The organism is Klenkia sp. PcliD-1-E, from assembly GCF_024124375.1.
GTDB lineage: Bacteria > Actinomycetota > Actinomycetes > Mycobacteriales > Geodermatophilaceae > Klenkia.
Genome location: NZ_JAMXRZ010000002.1, coordinates 38,343 through 55,028, shown reverse-complemented (window position 1 = coordinate 55,028; position 16,686 = coordinate 38,343). Strand labels below are relative to the sequence as shown.

General features: G+C 70.5%; 12 protein-coding genes and 1 pseudogene. 4 read left to right on the top strand and 9 right to left on the bottom strand.

All coding sequences use genetic code 11. From position 1 onward, the window contains the following. Window positions 1-6: 6 nt before the first annotated feature. On the bottom strand, window positions 7-1,788 hold the full coding sequence (locus tag NH342_RS01020) for a glycosyltransferase family 39 protein (protein WP_253010354.1): 1,782 nt from the start codon (window positions 1,786-1,788) through the stop codon (window positions 7-9). Window positions 1,789-1,981: 193 nt separating this feature from the next. Between NH342_RS01020 and efeU the strand changes: the two genes are divergently transcribed. Next, window positions 1,982-2,860, top strand: coding sequence for an iron uptake transporter permease EfeU (gene efeU / locus NH342_RS01015; RefSeq protein WP_253010352.1), 879 nt, complete (start codon window positions 1,982-1,984; stop codon window positions 2,858-2,860). A gap of 13 nt (window positions 2,861-2,873) precedes the next feature. Here efeU and NH342_RS01010 read toward each other — a convergent pair whose 3' ends face one another. After that, the gene (locus NH342_RS01010; RefSeq protein ID WP_253010473.1) at window positions 2,874-3,839 is read right to left on the bottom strand and encodes an IS481 family transposase; all 966 of its coding nucleotides are present in this window, start codon (window positions 3,837-3,839) and stop codon (window positions 2,874-2,876) included. Window positions 3,840-3,945: 106 nt separating this feature from the next. Here NH342_RS01010 and NH342_RS01005 point away from each other — a divergent pair. Then, a pseudogene (locus NH342_RS01005) lies at window positions 3,946-4,591 on the top strand (IS3 family transposase); the annotation flags it as partial. Between the two features lie 179 nt (window positions 4,592-4,770). Here NH342_RS01005 and NH342_RS01000 read toward each other — a convergent pair. The 4 genes from NH342_RS01000 to NH342_RS00985 all read right to left on the bottom strand — a co-directional run bounded on the left by NH342_RS01000 (window position 4,771) and on the right by NH342_RS00985 (window position 11,381). Further along, window positions 4,771-5,334: a biotin transporter BioY gene (locus tag NH342_RS01000; protein ID WP_253010350.1), complete on the bottom strand. Its 564-nt coding sequence runs from the start codon at window positions 5,332-5,334 to the stop codon at window positions 4,771-4,773. A 750-nt stretch (window positions 5,335-6,084) separates the two neighbouring features. After that, entirely contained in the window at window positions 6,085-6,900 is an 816-nt protein-coding gene (locus NH342_RS00995; RefSeq protein WP_253010348.1) for a class I SAM-dependent methyltransferase, read from the bottom strand. A gap of 623 nt (window positions 6,901-7,523) precedes the next feature. Then, window positions 7,524-8,276, bottom strand: coding sequence for a GAF domain-containing protein (locus NH342_RS00990; RefSeq protein WP_253010346.1), 753 nt, complete (start codon window positions 8,274-8,276; stop codon window positions 7,524-7,526). A gap of 408 nt (window positions 8,277-8,684) precedes the next feature. Beyond that, complete coding sequence (locus NH342_RS00985) at window positions 8,685-11,381, bottom strand: SpoIIE family protein phosphatase (RefSeq protein WP_253010344.1); 2,697 nt, start codon at window positions 11,379-11,381, stop codon at window positions 8,685-8,687. A gap of 385 nt (window positions 11,382-11,766) precedes the next feature. Here NH342_RS00985 and NH342_RS00980 point away from each other — a divergent pair, with 385 nt between their 5' ends. Next, window positions 11,767-12,249 (top strand): ATP-binding protein, encoded by a 483-nt coding sequence (locus tag NH342_RS00980; protein ID WP_253010342.1) that lies wholly within the window; start codon window positions 11,767-11,769, stop codon window positions 12,247-12,249. 25 nt (window positions 12,250-12,274) lie between these two features. Here the strand turns inward: NH342_RS00980 and NH342_RS00975 are convergent, their stop codons facing one another. Then, window positions 12,275-12,601 (bottom strand): ANTAR domain-containing protein, encoded by a 327-nt coding sequence (locus tag NH342_RS00975; RefSeq protein ID WP_253010340.1) that lies wholly within the window; start codon window positions 12,599-12,601, stop codon window positions 12,275-12,277. 1,081 nt (window positions 12,602-13,682) lie between these two features. Between NH342_RS00975 and NH342_RS00970 the strand changes: the two genes are divergently transcribed. After that, window positions 13,683-14,180 (top strand): hypothetical protein, encoded by a 498-nt coding sequence (locus NH342_RS00970; RefSeq protein WP_253010338.1) that lies wholly within the window; start codon window positions 13,683-13,685, stop codon window positions 14,178-14,180. 935 nt (window positions 14,181-15,115) lie between these two features. Here NH342_RS00970 and NH342_RS00965 read toward each other — a convergent pair. Beyond that, window positions 15,116-15,589, bottom strand: coding sequence for a hypothetical protein (locus NH342_RS00965; RefSeq protein ID WP_253010336.1), 474 nt, complete (start codon window positions 15,587-15,589; stop codon window positions 15,116-15,118). Window positions 15,590-15,669: 80 nt separating this feature from the next. After that, window positions 15,670-16,053, bottom strand: coding sequence for a hypothetical protein (locus NH342_RS00960; protein ID WP_253010334.1), 384 nt, complete (start codon window positions 16,051-16,053; stop codon window positions 15,670-15,672). Window positions 16,054-16,686: the final 633 nt, after the last annotated feature.

The following is a 16,686-nucleotide window of genomic DNA, read 5'->3' as shown; positions in this document are numbered from 1 at the left end:
GTGGGCTCAGACCGGGGCCTGTCCACCGGGTCGGGTCAGGTCGAATACCAGCCAGCCCTGGAACTGCTGCTCCGGGAACGCGCCGAGCACCCAGGAGGTGATCTGGCCGGCGGTGGAGTCCGGGGCGGCGTGCAGGTTGCCGGCCTCGACCACCAGGTAGTGGATGCGGTCGGCGGCCACCAGCTCCTGGAAGGCCACCAACGAGGGGTCGGGATCGCCGCCGGTGAAGCCACCCAGCATGCGCACCGGTGCGCCGGAGGTGAGCTGGACCTGCGCGGCGTAGCGGCCGGTCATCACCGCAGCCCAGTCGTACCCGGCAGCGCCCCGACCGACGAGGTCGGCCACCGCTGCAGGGACCCGGCTGCCCGGCACCAGGCCCGGCGGGGTGACCAGGTCGGTCACCCCCGGCCCGGCCTGCACGTTGGCGCCCTGGTGCACCGACCGCGCCGTGGCCATCGACCACGTGGCCGGGCCGACCAGCAGCGCCACCAGAGCCGCGGTGACCGCGAGCACCCGCATCGGTCGGTCGGCGCGGGCCGAGGGCTCGAGGACCAGGGCCACGATCGCCACGACACCGGCGACGGCCACCACCGGGATCGCGACCACCGGCCAGGCCGGCTGCAGGGCCAGCACCAGGCAGGCGTAGAGGGCCGACACCCCGAGGACGACGGCCAGGAAGGGACGGGCCCAGTCGACCCGCGACCGGACCGTCCACACCGCCGAACCCCCCAGCGCCACGGCCGCGGCGACCGCGGGTGCAAGCTCGATCGTGTAGTAGCTGTGGGAGATGCCGCGCAGGCTGCTGAGCACCACGCCGACCACGAGCAGCCAGCCGCCCCACAGGACCAGGCCGGCCCGCAGCGGGTCGCGGCGTGGCCGACCGCGGGTCACCACCCACCCGGCCACCAGCAGGGCGAGCGCGGCCGGGAGCAGCCACCCCGCCTCGTCGGCCGCAGACCCGAACAGCCTGCCGTAGTTGGCCGCGTGCGTGCCGTTCGCACCCGCCCCGTTCAGCCGGCCGAGCCCGTTGTAGCCCAGCGTCAGCTCCCAGATGCTGTTGGTCGCGGTCCCCCCGATGTAGGGACGCTGCTGCGCCGGCGTCAGCAGGACGACCAACACCCACCAGCCCGCAGCGAGGACCGTGGCCGCCGCGCCGGCCAACGCACGGAGCAGCCGACGACCGAACCCGCCCGGTCCGGCCACGAGGAGAACGGCCGCCAACGCCGGGAGCACGAGGAGGCCCTGTACCTGCTTGGTCAGGAACGCCAGCCCCACCAGCGCCCCGGCCAGCACCACCCACCCCGTGCCGCCACTGTGTCGGTCCACCGCTCGGGTGACGGCGTAGGCAGCGCCGACCAGCAGCAGCGTCATGAGGGTGTCGGGGTTGTCGTACCGGGCCATCAGGGTGACCACCGGCGTCACGGCCAGGATCCCGGAGGCCATCAAACCCACCGCGGGGCTGCTGTGCCGCCGCACCGTCAGGTACAGCAGGCCCACCGCCGCGACCCCGCACGCTGCCTGGGGCCAGAGCAGGGCCTGCGGGGTCAACCCGAACAGCCGGACCGAACCGGCCATCAGCCACAACGCCGCGGGAGGCTTGTCGACGGTGATCCCCCCGGCCGGGTCCAAGGCACCGAAGAGGAACGCGTGCCAGCTGGTCGCACCGGCCTGGGCGGCGGCGGCGTAGTAGGCGTTCGCCCACCCGGACCGGCCGACGCCGACGGTGTACAGGACACCGGCCAGCACGAGCTGGACGCCGAGGATCAGCCGTACCCGAGCTGTGGTCATGCCGGTCATCCAGCGAGACCTGCCTGTGCGCCGGCCAGCGACTTCCTGGACGGCACCTGGGTGGTCCTCAGCGTTCTCCCAGGTGGAGTCGGCCGCTGAGGATTCACTGAGAACGCCGGTTCGGTGACGCGCGGCGTCCACCTAAGGTCAGGCTGGCCTTGCCGAGCGGTGGGGGCGGAGATGGAGGTGTCCCGTGGGTCAAGTCTTCTTCCCGAGCTACCTGATCGGCCTGCGCGAGGGCCTGGAAATGGTCCTCGTCGTCAGCGTGCTGGTCGCCTACCTCGTCAAGACCGGCCGCCGACAGCACCTGGTGCCCGTCTGGGCCGGGGTCGGCGCCGCGGTCGTCCTGTCGGTCGGGTTCGGCGCCGTCTTGTCCTACGTGTCCTCGACCGTGCTCGGGGGCCCCGGCCAGGAGCTGTTCGACGCCGTCACCTCGGTGGTGGCCGTCGGCCTGGTCACCTGGATGGTCTTCTGGATGCGGCGCACCGCCAGGAAGCTGTCCGGGGAGCTGCGCGGTCGCCTCGACGACGCGGTGGGGCTGGGGCTGGGCGCCGTGGTCGGCATCGCCTTGGCCGCCGTCATCCGCGAGGGGCTGGAGACCACGCTGCTGTTCTTCGCCTCGGCGCAGGGGGCGGTCAGCGCCACCCCGGTCCTTGGGCTGAGCGCCGGGCTGGTGACTGCCATCGCGATCGGGGCGGCCCTGTACGCCGGCGCCCTCCGGGTCAACCTGACCCGCTTCTTCACCATCAGCGGTGTCCTGCTGATCTTCATCGCCGCCGGCATCTTCAAGTACGGCGTGCACGACTTCCAGGAAGCCGGCGTCCTGCCCGGGCTGAGCACCTACGCCTACGACGCCTCCGGCTGGCTGGTCCCGGGGAGCTGGTACGGCGTCGTCCTCGACGGCGTGTTCCACATCTCGGCGCGGCCGACGGTCCTGGAGACCGTGGCCTACCTGGTCTACCTCGTCCCGGTCCTGACCCTGTTCCTCGTGCCCGGGTTCCGCGCCCGGCGCAGCACTGCCCACACCCCCACCCGGACGGAGAACCCCACCCGTGTCGATGCGCGCCCCTAGCTGTACCCGGCCATCAGGTTGGTGTCAGTCGGCTGGTCGGGGGCCTGCCGCCGAGTGCTGAGTGGCGGCGTTGAGTGTTGTAGTGCTCGAGCCAGCCGGCAAGGGCTGCGGTGCGCTGGTCGTTGTCGGTCCAGGGCTGCCGGTAGGCCCACTCGGTGGCCAGGGTGCGGTTGAGTCGTTCGACCTTGCCGTTCTGCCACGGGCAGTGCGGGCGGATGAACTTCTGCCGGATGCCCAGCTGGGCGCACACGCCCTTGAGGGATTGTTTGTAGGCCCAGGCGTTGTCGGTCATCAGGCGCTCGATGGTGGGGATGCCATGGTCGGCGAAGTAGGCAGCTGCGCGGATGAAAAAGCCTGCGCAGGTGGTGCCTCGCTCATCGTCGAGCACCTCGGAGTAGGCCAGCCGGGAGTGGTCATCGACCAGGGAGTGCACGTAGTCGAAGCCGACCTTGGTGGCTCGGTCGCGGCTGGTGGAGCCCGCGGCGCGGCCATGGACTCGCCAGCCGCCACCGGCGGGGATGCGCCCGAGCTTCTTGACGTCCATGTGCACCAGCTCGCCGGGACGGTCGCGTCCGTAGCGGACCGCGGTCTGCTTGGACGAGCGGATGACCTCTCCGCTGATGCGGTCCAGCAGGGCCAGGCGCGGCATGCCTTCGCGGGCCAGCACCCGAGAAACCGTGCGGGCCGGCACCCCGGTGGCCGAAGCGATCCCGTCGGGACCACAGCGCAGCCGCCGGCGGGCGGCAACCACGTCGGCCACCGCCTCTGCCGACGTGCGGGTGGGACTGACGTGCGGGCGGGAGGACCGGTCGACCAGACCAGCCACGCCCTCGGACTGGAAGCGGGCTACCCACGTGCGCACACACTTTCGGGAGATCCCCATCGCCGCCGCGATGTGCGCCAGCGGCCACCCAGCGGCAGCCCGCTCGACGATCAACAACCGGCCTAACGGCGTGGTGCGGGCATTAGCGTGAGACACGAGGACCTCCGGGCGGATGTGGGCCTTCGACAAGCCACACCCCACCCGGAGGTCCTCCCACGATCAAGTGGCCTGAACGTCACCAACGTCCTGGCCGGGTACAGCTAGCGCCGGGGAGCCGATGGCTGAGCGCACCGCGTGGGCGCTGTGCTCGGCGATGAGCTGGTGGTCTGCGCTCGGCAAGCCCCGCCCGACAAGGCTGGCCGGCCCGGGCCGCCGGTGCACGATGACCAGGTCCAGCGCATGTTCGCCGCCGATCGGCCCGACAGGTTGTGGTTGACCGACATCACCGAGCACCCACGGCCGAGGGCAAGCTCTACCTCTGCGCGGTCAAGGACGTGCACTCCAACCGAATCGTCGGCTACGCCATGGATGCCCGGATGCAGTCCCGGCTGGCCGTGGCAGCGCTGGAGTCCGCCATCGCCCGACGGGCCACCGGCGGGAACGACGTCGCCGGCTGCACCGTCCACTCCGGCAGGGGATCGCAATTCCAGTCCCGCCGGTTCGTGCACGCCCTGGGCGCCCACGGCCTGGTCGGATCGATGGGCCGCGTCGGCGCCGCTGGGGACAACGCGGCGATGGAGTCCTTCTTCGCGCTGCTGCAGAAGAACGTGCTCGACCGGCAACGTTGGGTCACCCGGCAGCAGCTGCGGATCGCGATCGTCACCTGGATTGAACGGACCTACCACCGCCGACTGCGGCAAGCCGCCCTCGGCCACCTCACACCCATCGAGTGCGAGATGATCGAAACCTGCGAAGGCCCGGGCCGCCTGACCCGAACTGTCACCTTTCCGTGCAGCAGTCCCCTTCGTGAGCACCAGGTTCAGATCGTCCAGCACCGCGCGCTGGGCGTAGGCGTGCCCGACGCCGCGCAGCTCGATGCCCCGGGAGGGGTCGGCGACCGCCGTGGCGGCGGCCGACCGCCGTCCCCTCACGACGCGGCTGCCGCCCGGCGCGGCCGCTCGATGACCGGGTAGGCCCGGCGGACCTGGACGGCCACCACCGAGGCGATCCCGACCTTGACCGCGTCACCGACCAGGAAGGGGGCGGCGCCGGTGCTCAGCGCGACACCGGGGGAGAGGTCCAGCACCGCGGCCAGGACCGGCACGCCGACCGCGTAGACGACCACGATGCCGCCGACGGCGTTGGCCAGCAGGGCCCAGCCCAGGTGGTACCGGTTCCAGCTCCACTCGGTGATCGCGCCGACCACCCCGGCGGCGAAGGGCCAGGCGACGAGGTACCCGCCGGTCGGCCCGGCGAAGACGGCCAGGCCACCCCCGCCACCGGGCAGCACCGGCAGGCCCACGGCGACCAGCACCAGGAACAGCGCCAGGGCCAGGAAGCCCCGGCGGGCGCCCAGCACTGAGCCGGCCAGCATCACCCCCAACGTCTGGGCGGTGATCGGCACCGGCCCCACGTTGATCGCCGGGACGAGCCCGAGCACCGCCGTGAGCGCGGCGAACAGCGCGACGTAGGCGAGGTCGCGGGTCTTCATGGGGTCCTCCGGCGTGATGTGAGCGTCGACCGCGGAAGGTAACCGGTGCGGCGCCGCCGTCCGCCACCAGGTCCCCGCCGGCGACCTGACCTGGGGGTTGCGCAGCTGGGTTGGCCCCAATTACGGGTGATCATCACCGCGCACGCGGAACGTTCACGGGTACGCATAGAACCCCATCCCACGTTCTGGGACGGCCGAGTCGACCTTCAAGCGTTCCGCTCTTGCGGTTTTTGTAGGGGTCAAGAGGACAACTCAGGTCGTCACTCGGCGGCGCGCCTGGGTTGTGCAGCTGTGCTCGCTCGAAGGGTTGACACAGAATCGATCTTCGCCACCTCGGGGCAGGTATCTTGAAGCACAGTTGCGAGTTGTGATCGTAGTCGTTCCGGCCGTAATGGCCCGGGCTGCGGCTAAGGCGGGGCGGCCCAGAACACGGTAACAACTCCCGTCGGTTCGCAATGGGCTCGCAGAGGCGGCACACATGCCGTACTGGCCCAGGGTGTAGAAGTGTGGCTCCGGCGTCGGCATCCACAGACAACGGCATCTGCCACCGGGTACGTGCTGCCGCCGCGCGGTGTCATGCACCGTCACGGTGGGCGTGTCGGCGGGGCAGATTGACCGTCCGCAACCGTCGATAATCCCGCAGGTGTGTCCGAAATTGGAGAGCCCGCAACGAGGCCAAAGGCATAGAAAACGATGAGCTCGCTCGACAGGCCGTGCTTGTCGTGCCATTCGCGCCCACGCCCGGTGCAGTTACAGAATAGGAATGTCTGGTTCGGCGTTTGCTGCAACACCGCGTGACGATCCTCGTGCGGCCACGAGGAGCGTCGGGCGGACCGCCCCGGCAGACAGCAGGGCCCCCATCCGTGCCGACTGCCGGGCCGAGCGCTCAAAGCGGGGGTCTGTGCCGTGACGGCGCTGCACCTCGGCGGCGACGGCGGAGGCTGCGTCGTCCCAACCCGGTGGGTTGTCGTCCATATGGGCGACTGCCTGGTCCAACACGTCGAAGCTGGCCGCCCTGAGTAGTGCGTTTAGGGCGTTCTCGGTAGGAAATGAATTGCCCTCCGGCGGGGGAGTCGGCAACACGTGGGCGACCTGCACAAACACGAGCAGTCCCAGCCTGCCACCAGAACGCAGTACGCGGTACAACTCAGCCAGCACCGCGGCCTTGTCGACGGTCGTGCACAGCACGCCCAAGCTCCAAGCCGCCGCGGCGACCCCGGAGGACACCGGGAGCGACCGTCCCATCGCAGCGGCAGACGGCAAACCGAACAGGTGGCGCGAGGCACGCACCGCACCGGCCATCGGTTCCAGGCACACCGGCCGCACCTGGCGATCCCGGGCCACCCACGCGGCTGGGCCGCCGACACCGGAACCGACGTCTAGTAGCAGGTCACCCGGGTTTAGAGCCAACCGGTCAGCCAGCCACCGCAGCGACCCAACGCTGCCCGAACCCCGGCAGCCCGCAGGTACCGCGTGACCTGGCCCGAGCGCCCGGACGGCTTCCTCGGTCCAGGTCGCGGTGATGTCGAATTCATCCTGCATCGCGGCACTGTGCAGTCCGCTCATCGCTGCTCCTCTTGAAACCTGGTAGTCACCGCTGCGGTCACGCGCGCCGTTTCAATCCCCGCGGACCCTGACCCGGCCGGATAGACCTACTCCGCCCACCCGGGCACGGCAAGCGCGCGCAACCCTCAGCCGCGGCGGCAACAGTGGGTGCCCTGATTGGTCCAGGCGCAGGCAACTCTGGGCCGCGGGGCGCGTCGGGTGGGGGTCGCACCGTTTGGACGAACGGCTCATTGCTGCAGACGGCGGTTGCGGCGAGGGGTCCGGCAGGGCTCGCCCGTCGAGCGGTGCCACCGGGGATGGTCTACAACTTCAGGATGCCCCTATACCGGTTGATCGGTGACCACGGCGCCTCAGTCGGTGAGATCGACGCGGACGACGACCAGGCGGCGGAAGGTGCTGCCCGCGAGCTTTCGGTGTCGGTGGCGACCGCGCGTTCCACCGGCTACCGCCTCGAACGCCAGGACGAGGGTGGGTGGCGGGCAGTGTTTACCTGGATGCCCGCGCGGGTGGGCCACTCTGACGTCCCGGTGGACAGCCTGGTCACCCCGCCTCAGCCGGGCCTACCCACCCCGGAGTGGGTCCGGCCACCCAGTTAGCAGCAGGACAGGACGACCGGACTGAAGTCAATCGGGCAGCGTGCGGGGCACCTCCACTTCGCCGCCCATGACGCCGGCGGCGATGGTCTCCAGGTCGGCGTCCTGGCCGAAGGCGAACCCGCGGAGCACCGCCAAGGCCGTCGATGCGTCCACTCCCCGCTGCGCGCTAACGATCCCGATGGCCTGCCACACCTGACGCCGCGCGGTCACCGGCAGGGAGCGTAGAGCAGCCGGCAGGCCGAGGACCACGTCGGACTCCTCGGCCAGCGCGGTTGACAGCACCGTGCCGCATGCGTTGGCAACTTCGCCGACGGCCGCCAGCACCCCGGGGGCGGGCCGGCCAGGACGGTAACGGTACAGGTCGATCACGACCGAGCCGGTCAACGGGCCGCCGACGGGCAGGGCCAGGGTCATCCGGTATGGCGTCTGGGTGGCGAACTGGCTGGCGTAGACCGGCCAGCGGGCGGCCAGGTCTTCATCCACCGCGACGACCAGTCGGCGCTCACGGTGGGCAGCCGTGCACGGCCCGTCCCCCAGCGCGAACTGCAGCCGCTCGGCTGCGGCGGCCGTCGGATCGCTCGCGCCCAACGGTAGCCGCCGGTCGGGGACCAGCATCATGGACAGGCCGGCGCCGTCGACGGGTAGCACCGTGACGCAGGCGCGCGCCAGGCGGTCGGGAAGCAGTTCCGGGTCGTCGCCGGCGGCTGAGCTGTGAGCCAGCTCGGCGTGGAAGGCCTCAGCCGCGCTCATGCCGGGTGACTGGGCCGCGTGGTGGTTCACGGGTGCGGGGCTCCTTTACATGGCGGTGCCGGCCGCCGGAGCCGGCGATGCACCGGCGATGGGTCAGACAACTGAGCCTAGGAGAAGCGTGACCCAACCGGGGTAGAGGACCCCACGTTGAGCGCTACTGCGGCCCCCCGCGGCCTTGTCCTGCGTGGTGGGTCTCGAACAGCCGGCCGAGCAAGGCTAGTGGGCGGGCCGAGCTGTCCGTCACCACAGAGACTGGATGCTTGGGGTACCCCCATGCGTGGCGCAGAATGGCCCGAGGGCCCGCCGTTGAGCTGCTTCTCCTCCGCTCAGCTTCCTTCTGCGCCCATCTCATGCAGGGGCGCCCTGGGTCAGCGCTCGAACAGGGCGTTCAAATCCCTGTGGGACTGCCGGGATGCAGTCTTGTAGATGAACGGACATCTATCGCGCCGGGTGGGCTGGTTTTGGCACCCCGTCCGGGACGTTCCGGGGGCCGGCCTCGGTGGGTCGTGGTCGGTCTTGGCGGTGGAGGCGGACGGCGACGAGGGCGATGTCGTCGTCGGGTCGGCCGTCGACCATGCGGGTGATGATGCCGTCGCACAGGTCGTCGAGGGTCGCGTCGCCGAGCTCGGTGATGGCATTGGTGAGTCGTGCGAGGCCGTCGTCGAGGTCGGAGGTGCGGCGTTCGATGAGCCCGTCGGTGTAGAGCAGGACGGTGGCGCCGCGGTCGAGGGTGGTGACCTGTTCGGTGCGGGTGGTGTCGGCGTTGACGCCCAGCAGGAGTTCGCCCTTCCAGGGGGCCAGGATGCGGTGGGTGCCGTCGGGGTTGATCACGATCGGTGGTGGGTGGCCGGCGTTGGCCCAGATCATGCGGGTGACGCCCCGTTCGACTTCGTCGGGGGTCTGCTCGAAGCGGGCGATGGCCGCGGTGGCCAGGGTGGTGATCTGCAGGACCTGCATGGAGGTGTCCAGACCGCGCAGGACGTCGGCGGGGCCGGCCCCGGAGTAGGTGGCGATGCCGCGCAGCAGGCCGCGGAGCTGGCCCATGGCGGCGGCTGCGGCGGTGTCGTGGCCGGCGACGTCACCGATGACGATCATGGTGGCGCCGTCGTGCTGGAGGAAGGCGTCGTACCAGTCCCCGCCGACCTGGGCGGCCTGGGCGGCGGGTTCGTAGCGGACGACGACCTGGGCGTGGTCGGGTTCGGGTGGGCTGGTGAGCAGGGACCGTTGCAGGGTGGCGGCCAGACCGGCTTGCTCGGTGTAGAGGCGGGCATTGTCCAGGGCGAGGCCCGCGCGGGCGGCGAGATCGGCCGCGGCGGCGAGGTCAGCGCCGGTCAGCGGTGCCCGGCCGGGCCCGCCGAAGAGGGTGAGCAGGCCGGTGATGCGTCCACGGCCGCGCATGGGCAGCACAGTGATGGACTCCGGTGCCAGCTCGGCGATCAGGTCAGCGGCCTCACCGGGGTGCAGGACCGCGCGGATCTGGGCGGCCGCGCCCGAGCCGGCCTGCACGATGGCGTCCTCGGCCAGGGCTCGGGCGAGGAAGGACTGATCGGTCAGGGCCGGGATGCGGGTGTCGGCGTACCGGCGGACCACGGGCCGTAGCTGCGGGTCGGTGTGCCAGGCGCCGACGTCGCGCAGGCTTCGGCGCGTGGCGTTGCCGTGCTGCTCCTCCCCGACCACGGTCACCAGGGACCAGTCACCCAGCCGTGGGACCACGAGCTCGGCCAGCCGGGCCACCGCGGTCTCGGCGTCGAGCATGCCGGTGAGCTCGGCGGTGACCTGGGCGAGGAGCTCGGTGCGCTGTTGTTGCTGAACGCGGTCGGTGATGTCCAGGAAGAACACCGACAGCCCGTCGGCGTCGGGAGTGACCCGGATGTCGAACCAGGTGTCGAGGGGGGCGGGGTAGTAGGCGTCGAACGTGGCCGGCTGCCCGGTAGCGAGGACCTGCCGGTAGGTCTGCCCGATGATCGAGTGCTCCGCTGCGGGGAACAGGTCCCACATCACCTTTCCGACTGCTTGGTCTCGGGTGAGGCGCAACAGTTCCTCGGCGGGGCCGTTGAGGTAGGTGCAGCGCCACTCCCGGTCCACGCTGCAGAACGCCGCGGACATGGTCTCCAGCAGGCGGGTGCTGCGCGCTGCGTCGGCGTTGACCCGGGCGTTGCCCACGGCGGTGGCCACCTGGGCGGCCAGCAGCCGCAGCGTCACCCGGTAGTCCTCATCCACCGGCAGCTGGGCATGGGTGCGCACCACCAGCACCCCCACCGCCTCCTCGGTGCCGGCGGCGTGCAGGGGAAGGGTGATGGTGCGGGCCACCGGGGACGCGGCCGGTGCAGACGGCTCGCCCCAGACATCGGTCGGGTCCTCGAGCAGGTCACCGGCAGGCAGGTTGGTGAGGACCGGCTGCAGCACGGCTGCGGCCTCGGCCGGGAGACCGAAGACCTGCGGGGCCAGGGGACCTCCCACAAGTGCGTCGCCGCGCAGGTAGATCCCGGCGTGGGCGATGTCGGGGGCACCGTCCAGCGCCTGCAGGACCGCGGTGCACGCAGCGGCGACATCAGGGTGCTGCCGGCCGGCTACCGCGGAGGTGTGCTGGACCAGTTCGAGCCGGCGGGCGGCCAGCACCTGGCTGGTGGTCTCCAGTGCGGTGTCCAGCACCCCCACCACCGCACCGGTAGCGTCCAGCAGCGGGCTGTAGGAGAAGGTGAAGAAGGTCTGCTCGTCGTAACCGTTGCGGGTCATCGACAGCTCGAGGTCACCGAAGTAGTTGGCGCGCTGCCCGTCCACGACGTCGGCGATCATCGGGGCGATCGTGGGCCACACGTCGGACCACACCTGATGCAACGGCTGGCCCATGGCCGCCGGGTGCCGATCGCCCAGCATGGGCGCGTAGCCATCGTTGTAGACCATCGTCAGCTCGGGGCCGGCCATCACCAGCATCGGGAACCGCGATGTCAGCGCCGTGCTCAGTGCCGTCTGCAAGGTCGCCGGCCAGCTCGGCACCGGGCCAGCTGGCGTGGTCGACCAGTCGGTGTCCAGCACCAGCTGCATGCACGGGGTTCGTTCGGCGGACCCCAGCAGGTGCTGCAGCAACTCCTGCTGGCCCATGTCCTGGGACGGCGGACTGCCGGCAGCGCTCACCACGGGAAATCGGCACAGCGGCAGCACCGCCGGTCGGCCGAAGTCGCAACGAGGGGCTGCTCGAGGTGACATGTGGTCATCGTTGGCCACTCCCTACTTCCTCGTCGTCGGTGACCTGGTCGCTCCCATCCGGTGCGCTGCGACCCGAGCTCGGCCTCGAGCACTACCCTCCCGTACCCGTTCGGGGTGGCAATGGACGGAGCGCCTACCGGGCGAAAACTGCCACAGCATGCACGATGGGATCGCGCACACCCAGCGCAGGTGATGTATCACATTCGAGGGCATCGCAGGACGTCACAACATGCCCAGCGGCGTGTCCGGGCAGCACGAGCACCAGTAGGCGCCCAGGGTTGATGAGGTCGCGCGGTACGAGGGGAGGGGCAGGGTGGGAACGCACGAAGTCACCGCACCAGAGCTGGAGGCGCTGGCCGCGTCGTGGTCCCAAGACACCCCGGTGCCCCGCCCGCGGGAGACCGAACGGCTAACCCTGGTCCTGGAATCCCTGCGTGCGTTGAGCCTGGTCCGGCGTCAGGTTCGGGCCTTCCTGACCGCGAGCCTGGACCCCACGGCGTCTGGTGCTGAAGACGTGGTGGAACGCGCCATCCTGGTGATCGATGAGCTGACATCCAACGCCCTACGCCACGGGTCACCGCCGTCCCGGCTCAGCATCTGCGACGAGACCCACCGATGGCTGGTCATCGTCAGCGACAGCGCCACCGACCGCCCACCCACCCCAGCGGTCGACCGCCCCGCCGGAGCCGGCGGCTACGGCCTGTACGTCATCAGCGACCTCAGCACCGCCCACGGGGTCCACTACGCCGTAGACCACAAGCTCGTCTGGGCAGCACTGACCAAGAACCCCAACTGATCTGAACACGGGGGGCGTCCGGTGCTCATCGCCGCCTGGGCCACCGGCTGGCTGTCGGCGCGGAGGTGCCCCGCACCGAGTCCATCAGTTGCTGGGCGACCTCACGGACCTTGGTGTTGGTGTGCTGAGACTGATCGGCAAGGATCTGGAACGCCGCCTCTGCGGTGCAGCCGTGCACAGCCATGAGCACCCCCTTCGCCTGCTCGATGACGGCCCTGTACGCCAGTGCTTCGCGCAATTGCCGGACTTCGGCTCGGAGGTCATCAAGCTCGGTGCTGCACGTCGACGACCCCACCGCAGGAACGGCCCCTGCACCAAACTGCCCCATCACCCGGGTGATCCCGCTCTGCACGCACGCCGGCCATTCATAGCAAGGTGGACCCAAATTGCCTGTCCAACACCCCGACCGACGCCACCAACCACCACCGCTGCCCCCTTCAAGTCCTCGGGTCAGCCGTAGAGAAGGAGTTGGGCTTTCGACGCACGGGGTGTTTCGGGCTTGACCAGCATAAGTCGGTGAGGGGAGCCTGACCCGGTTCTCCGGACACCTGACCTGAGGCGAGAATCGCCCGGGAGAAGTCCTGTATGCCTGCACCCAAGCCTGCCGAGATCCGCCTCAAGCGGTGGAGCTGGCCCGTGCTGTAGAGGTCGAGGACCACCGCGCTGCCCAGTGGCCACCGACGGGCAAGGACATGGTGCTGCGGTAGTCGGTCCGCTCGCCCAGCTGCGCGGCGTATCCCGGCCAGTGCTCCTGCAGTTCCGGCTGGGAGGCCAGGATCGCCGTCCGAGTGCGCTGGGCTGTCGAGCAGGGCCCGATGCCGGTGGCGAACTGCAGCCGTCAGCCAGGCCGGCCATCTCGTCGCCGGCGCCCAGCGGCAGCCGCCCGTTGACCCGCAACCCGAAGCTCAAGCCGACGTCGGCGAAAGGGAGAACAGCTACACGCGCCCGGCACAGCCGGCCGGCGATGAGCAGGGCAGTGTGGGCGGTCCGCACGGTAGCGACGACGTCGTCAATGAACTGGTCGCGGACCCCGGTCGGGGGGGGTGTTCCACGTAAGGTCCCGGGTGCACAGCACCTTCGGAGTTCATCAGCTACACCAACGACCGTTCCGTGAGCAGACCCTGTTCCGCAATCGCGCAGCTCGCAAGGTGGCACGGATCGCGGAAGCGGAGTGCGTCCCGCGAGGCACTCTCGCATGTGCCCGGAACTGCTGGCCGGCGGTGGGGTCGTGCGCACCCGTTGCAGGCGCGCCGGTCCGTCCGTTGTGCGTCCGGCGCACCTAACGGTCCGATGCGCGGGGTCAAGGAACCCTGCCGCTGACCGTGGCCGGCCACCCCTACGGGGTGGATGCCAGCCCCGGGGGTCGCCCCCAAAACGCATACTCCACCCCGCACACAGCACCCGCCACCACCATCCCGAGGAGGACCAGGACCGTGCTGTTCGAACCCCGCGCCGCCGATATGGACCCCGTCGACCTGGAATCAGCGCTGCTGCGCACCGCGGTCGGTGACTACACCGCCGAAGCTGCCATTCTCCTGCTGGCAAACGCCGGCTACTGGCTGCCCGCCCTGGCCACCGCCGACCTCATCGCCGTGAGGTTCAACGAAGACCCCACAGCACCCCCCGCTGGCGAGGTCCTCGGGGTCGGCTGGGCGGCCATCGCCTGGACCGACCTCGACGCAGCCCTGCACGCCGGCCGGATAGAAGGCAGCAGCGGCCAGTGGAGGATCCTGCGCGCCGCGGCATCGATCGCCGACGGCCAGCCCGTCGACCTGGGCGACGTCGCCTCCGGCCTCGACCGCCGTCACCTGCAGCTGCTGCTGGCCGCGATCTCCCACGCCGGCGGCAGCCACGAGCACCGCCCACTCAGCCCACATGGCTTCCGCCACCGACCGCTGCCGCCGCTTCTGGCCTGGCCACCCCGGGATTGACCCGACCTGCGCCCTATCCGCCCCGTCCCCAGCGAGCCCCGTTGCCGTTGTTCGCCGGCACCGCCCGCGACGGCACCATCGCCAGCTTCGACCTGCAGAACTAGCTTGAAGCCTTCGTCGTAGCGCGCTGCCGGGTGAGCCGGTCGCTGCGGGCGATTGCCGAGCTCGTCGCCCACACCCAGACAGCCATGCGGCGATGCTCGACCGCCAGGTATCCCGCCGGCCCGTCGGCGCCCAAACGGTGGGCGATCCGCACCCCCAGCCATGACCTTACCTGCAGAGCCGCCCACCGACCCCCGGGAACCTACGCGCGTGCTTCGGGAGCTGCAGGCTGCGGCCGCCGTCGGCCGCGCGGCACACATCCGGAACGTTGACGCCGTTGCCGAGCCCGAAACCGACCACGACCCGGGCCTTGATCTCGGTGACGGCCGGCGACTCTTTGCCACGGCCACTGCCCGCTGGGTCCACCTGATCAAGTGTGCCCCGGCCGCCGTCCATCTCGTCGCAGACATCGCCCGCGCCGCGGGGGCACCTCCCTCGTCGGTCGACTACCGCCTACAGGCCATCCCGAAGGGGACAGGACCCAACGCGGAGGAGCGAACCCCGATGGTCGGCGCCAAGCTGCGCGCAGAAAATGAGACGGATTTTTTCAGCGCACCCAAAGACCGACCTCGGCAGCAAATCCATGGACCACCCGGTACAGCGGCCACTGACCCTGGCCCGTTGTCAAGACGTGCTTGACGAGCCGTCGAGCAGTCCGATGGCATCGACGACGGCCCGGGATGGTGCTTGAGCTGCTCTTTGCCGCCTGAAGGTGGTCGCAGCCCGCCGTCGGTCTGCGCCCCGACTCCAGCGATAGCGCCGCTGGACCTTTGGCAGCGGCGGTGAACAGTGCTGCTCAGACACCCCGGCGGGGTCGTCGTCGGTGCCGTCGGTCAGCAGCACCACGGAGTCGACGGCGTCGGGTCGTAGCCCCCGCGCGCAGCGCGGACCGCGGCCATGACGGTGTCGTACAACCCGGTGCCGCCGCCAGACATCTGCTGGAGCAGTGGGGCGAACTGTCCGGCCAGCAGCTCACGCTGCGTCCTGCCCTCGTCGATGGCGCCGAAGGGCCGGGGAGGCCTCTTCTCTTGCCAGTCCTGGTCACCGACCAGCCCGGCGGCGAACCCACAGACCTGTTGTGCTCCGGTCCGGGAGCCCGACAAACCCGTGATCAGCGCGTCACGGGCCACCGTGGCCCGGGTGCCCTCCCCGACAGCGGCATTCATGGACTGCGACACGTGAACCACCGTCAGCAACCGGCTGGGTGTCACCAACGAGGCCACTCGGGTGGCCAACGCGGCCGGGTCCAGCGGATCGGCATTGGGCACGCGGTGAGCTCCCGCCACCAGGTCCACGGCCTGCAGCATCTCGCCAGCCATCGGCCCGCACGGCTTCGCGGGCGTCGGCCGTGTCCGCCAGGCGGTGCAGCATCGCCGCGACCGCGGCATCATCGCCACCGGCAACTGTCTGCAGCACCGGCACCTGCAGCACCGGCACCTGCAGCACCAGTGCGCCCTTCGACGGGCACCACCACGACCAGGTGCCCTGCACCGCCGGCGGTGACTGCACCGACCTGGTGTTCGGTGGAGACCACTACCGATGCATCGGCAGCGCCGTCGACGGCTGCAGCCAAGGCCTGCGCGGGGGCGGCCGGGCCACTGGAGGTCAGCACCAGTTGTGTCAGAGCGCTGTCCGCGGCGTCCCCGGTTTCCAGGTCGCCCTGGACCGCGCCCAGCGCGCGCAGTCCGGGGCCTTCGGCGACCGAGCCGGCGAGGAAGACACCGGAGGTGTTCAGCGCCTGCAACCAGATTCCAGGGCGGTGGACAGCCACCCCCGAGACTGCGCACCCAACCGGCTGGTGGCCAGCACCATCGCCGTCTGCCCCAGCGTCACCGCCGACCCAAGGACCGCAGAACCCGCTCGCGCAGCCCATGACCGGTCGTCCGGAATCCACAGCTGGGGCCAGCCGTCCTCCGGTTGCCCGGTCAACGTAGCCACGGATTGCAGCGGTTGCTCGGTGCCCACTGCGGCCTCGGTCCACCGACCGGGAGCGACTGGAATCGGTCCCGACAACAGCCCCTGCACCAGCGCACCCAGTTCGGGAGCAACCGTCACCCGGACCATGTCGGCCACTTGACATGCACTCGCTTCGGCGTCACCGCCCCCACCGTCGACCGGGGTTTTGGTCACCCAGATGGCCGCGACCAACGCGATCATCGTGGCTGCGGCGATCCCAACGACCGCCGGACTCAACAGCCGACGCCGACGCCGCCGGCCGTGCCTGGACCGGGCCCGGTCTGCACCCGACTGCCGGAAGGGCGGCGGGCAATTTGGAGCGTGACGGCCCGTGCATCAACCCCACCATCCCGGGCCGACGGGCTCTCTCACGCAACCCGTGCACCGCCCAGCACGACACAAGGCGCTGACGAAAGACACTGTTTCGATGCACGTCCACCGGTGGGGA

Excerpts from the sequence above, each read along its gene's own strand:
- NH342_RS01020 (WP_253010354.1), bottom strand. The coding sequence starts at position 1,788 with ATGACCACAGCTCGGGTACGGCTGATCCTCGGCGTCCAGCTCGTGCTG.
- NH342_RS01000 (WP_253010350.1), bottom strand. The coding sequence starts at position 5,334 with ATGAAGACCCGCGACCTCGCCTACGTCGCGCTGTTCGCCGCGCTCACG.
- NH342_RS00995 (WP_253010348.1), bottom strand. The coding sequence starts at position 6,900 with ATGAGCGGACTGCACAGTGCCGCGATGCAGGATGAATTCGACATCACC.
- NH342_RS00965 (WP_253010336.1), bottom strand. The coding sequence starts at position 15,589 with ATGCTGCAGGCCGTGGACCTGGTGGCGGGAGCTCACCGCGTGCCCAAT.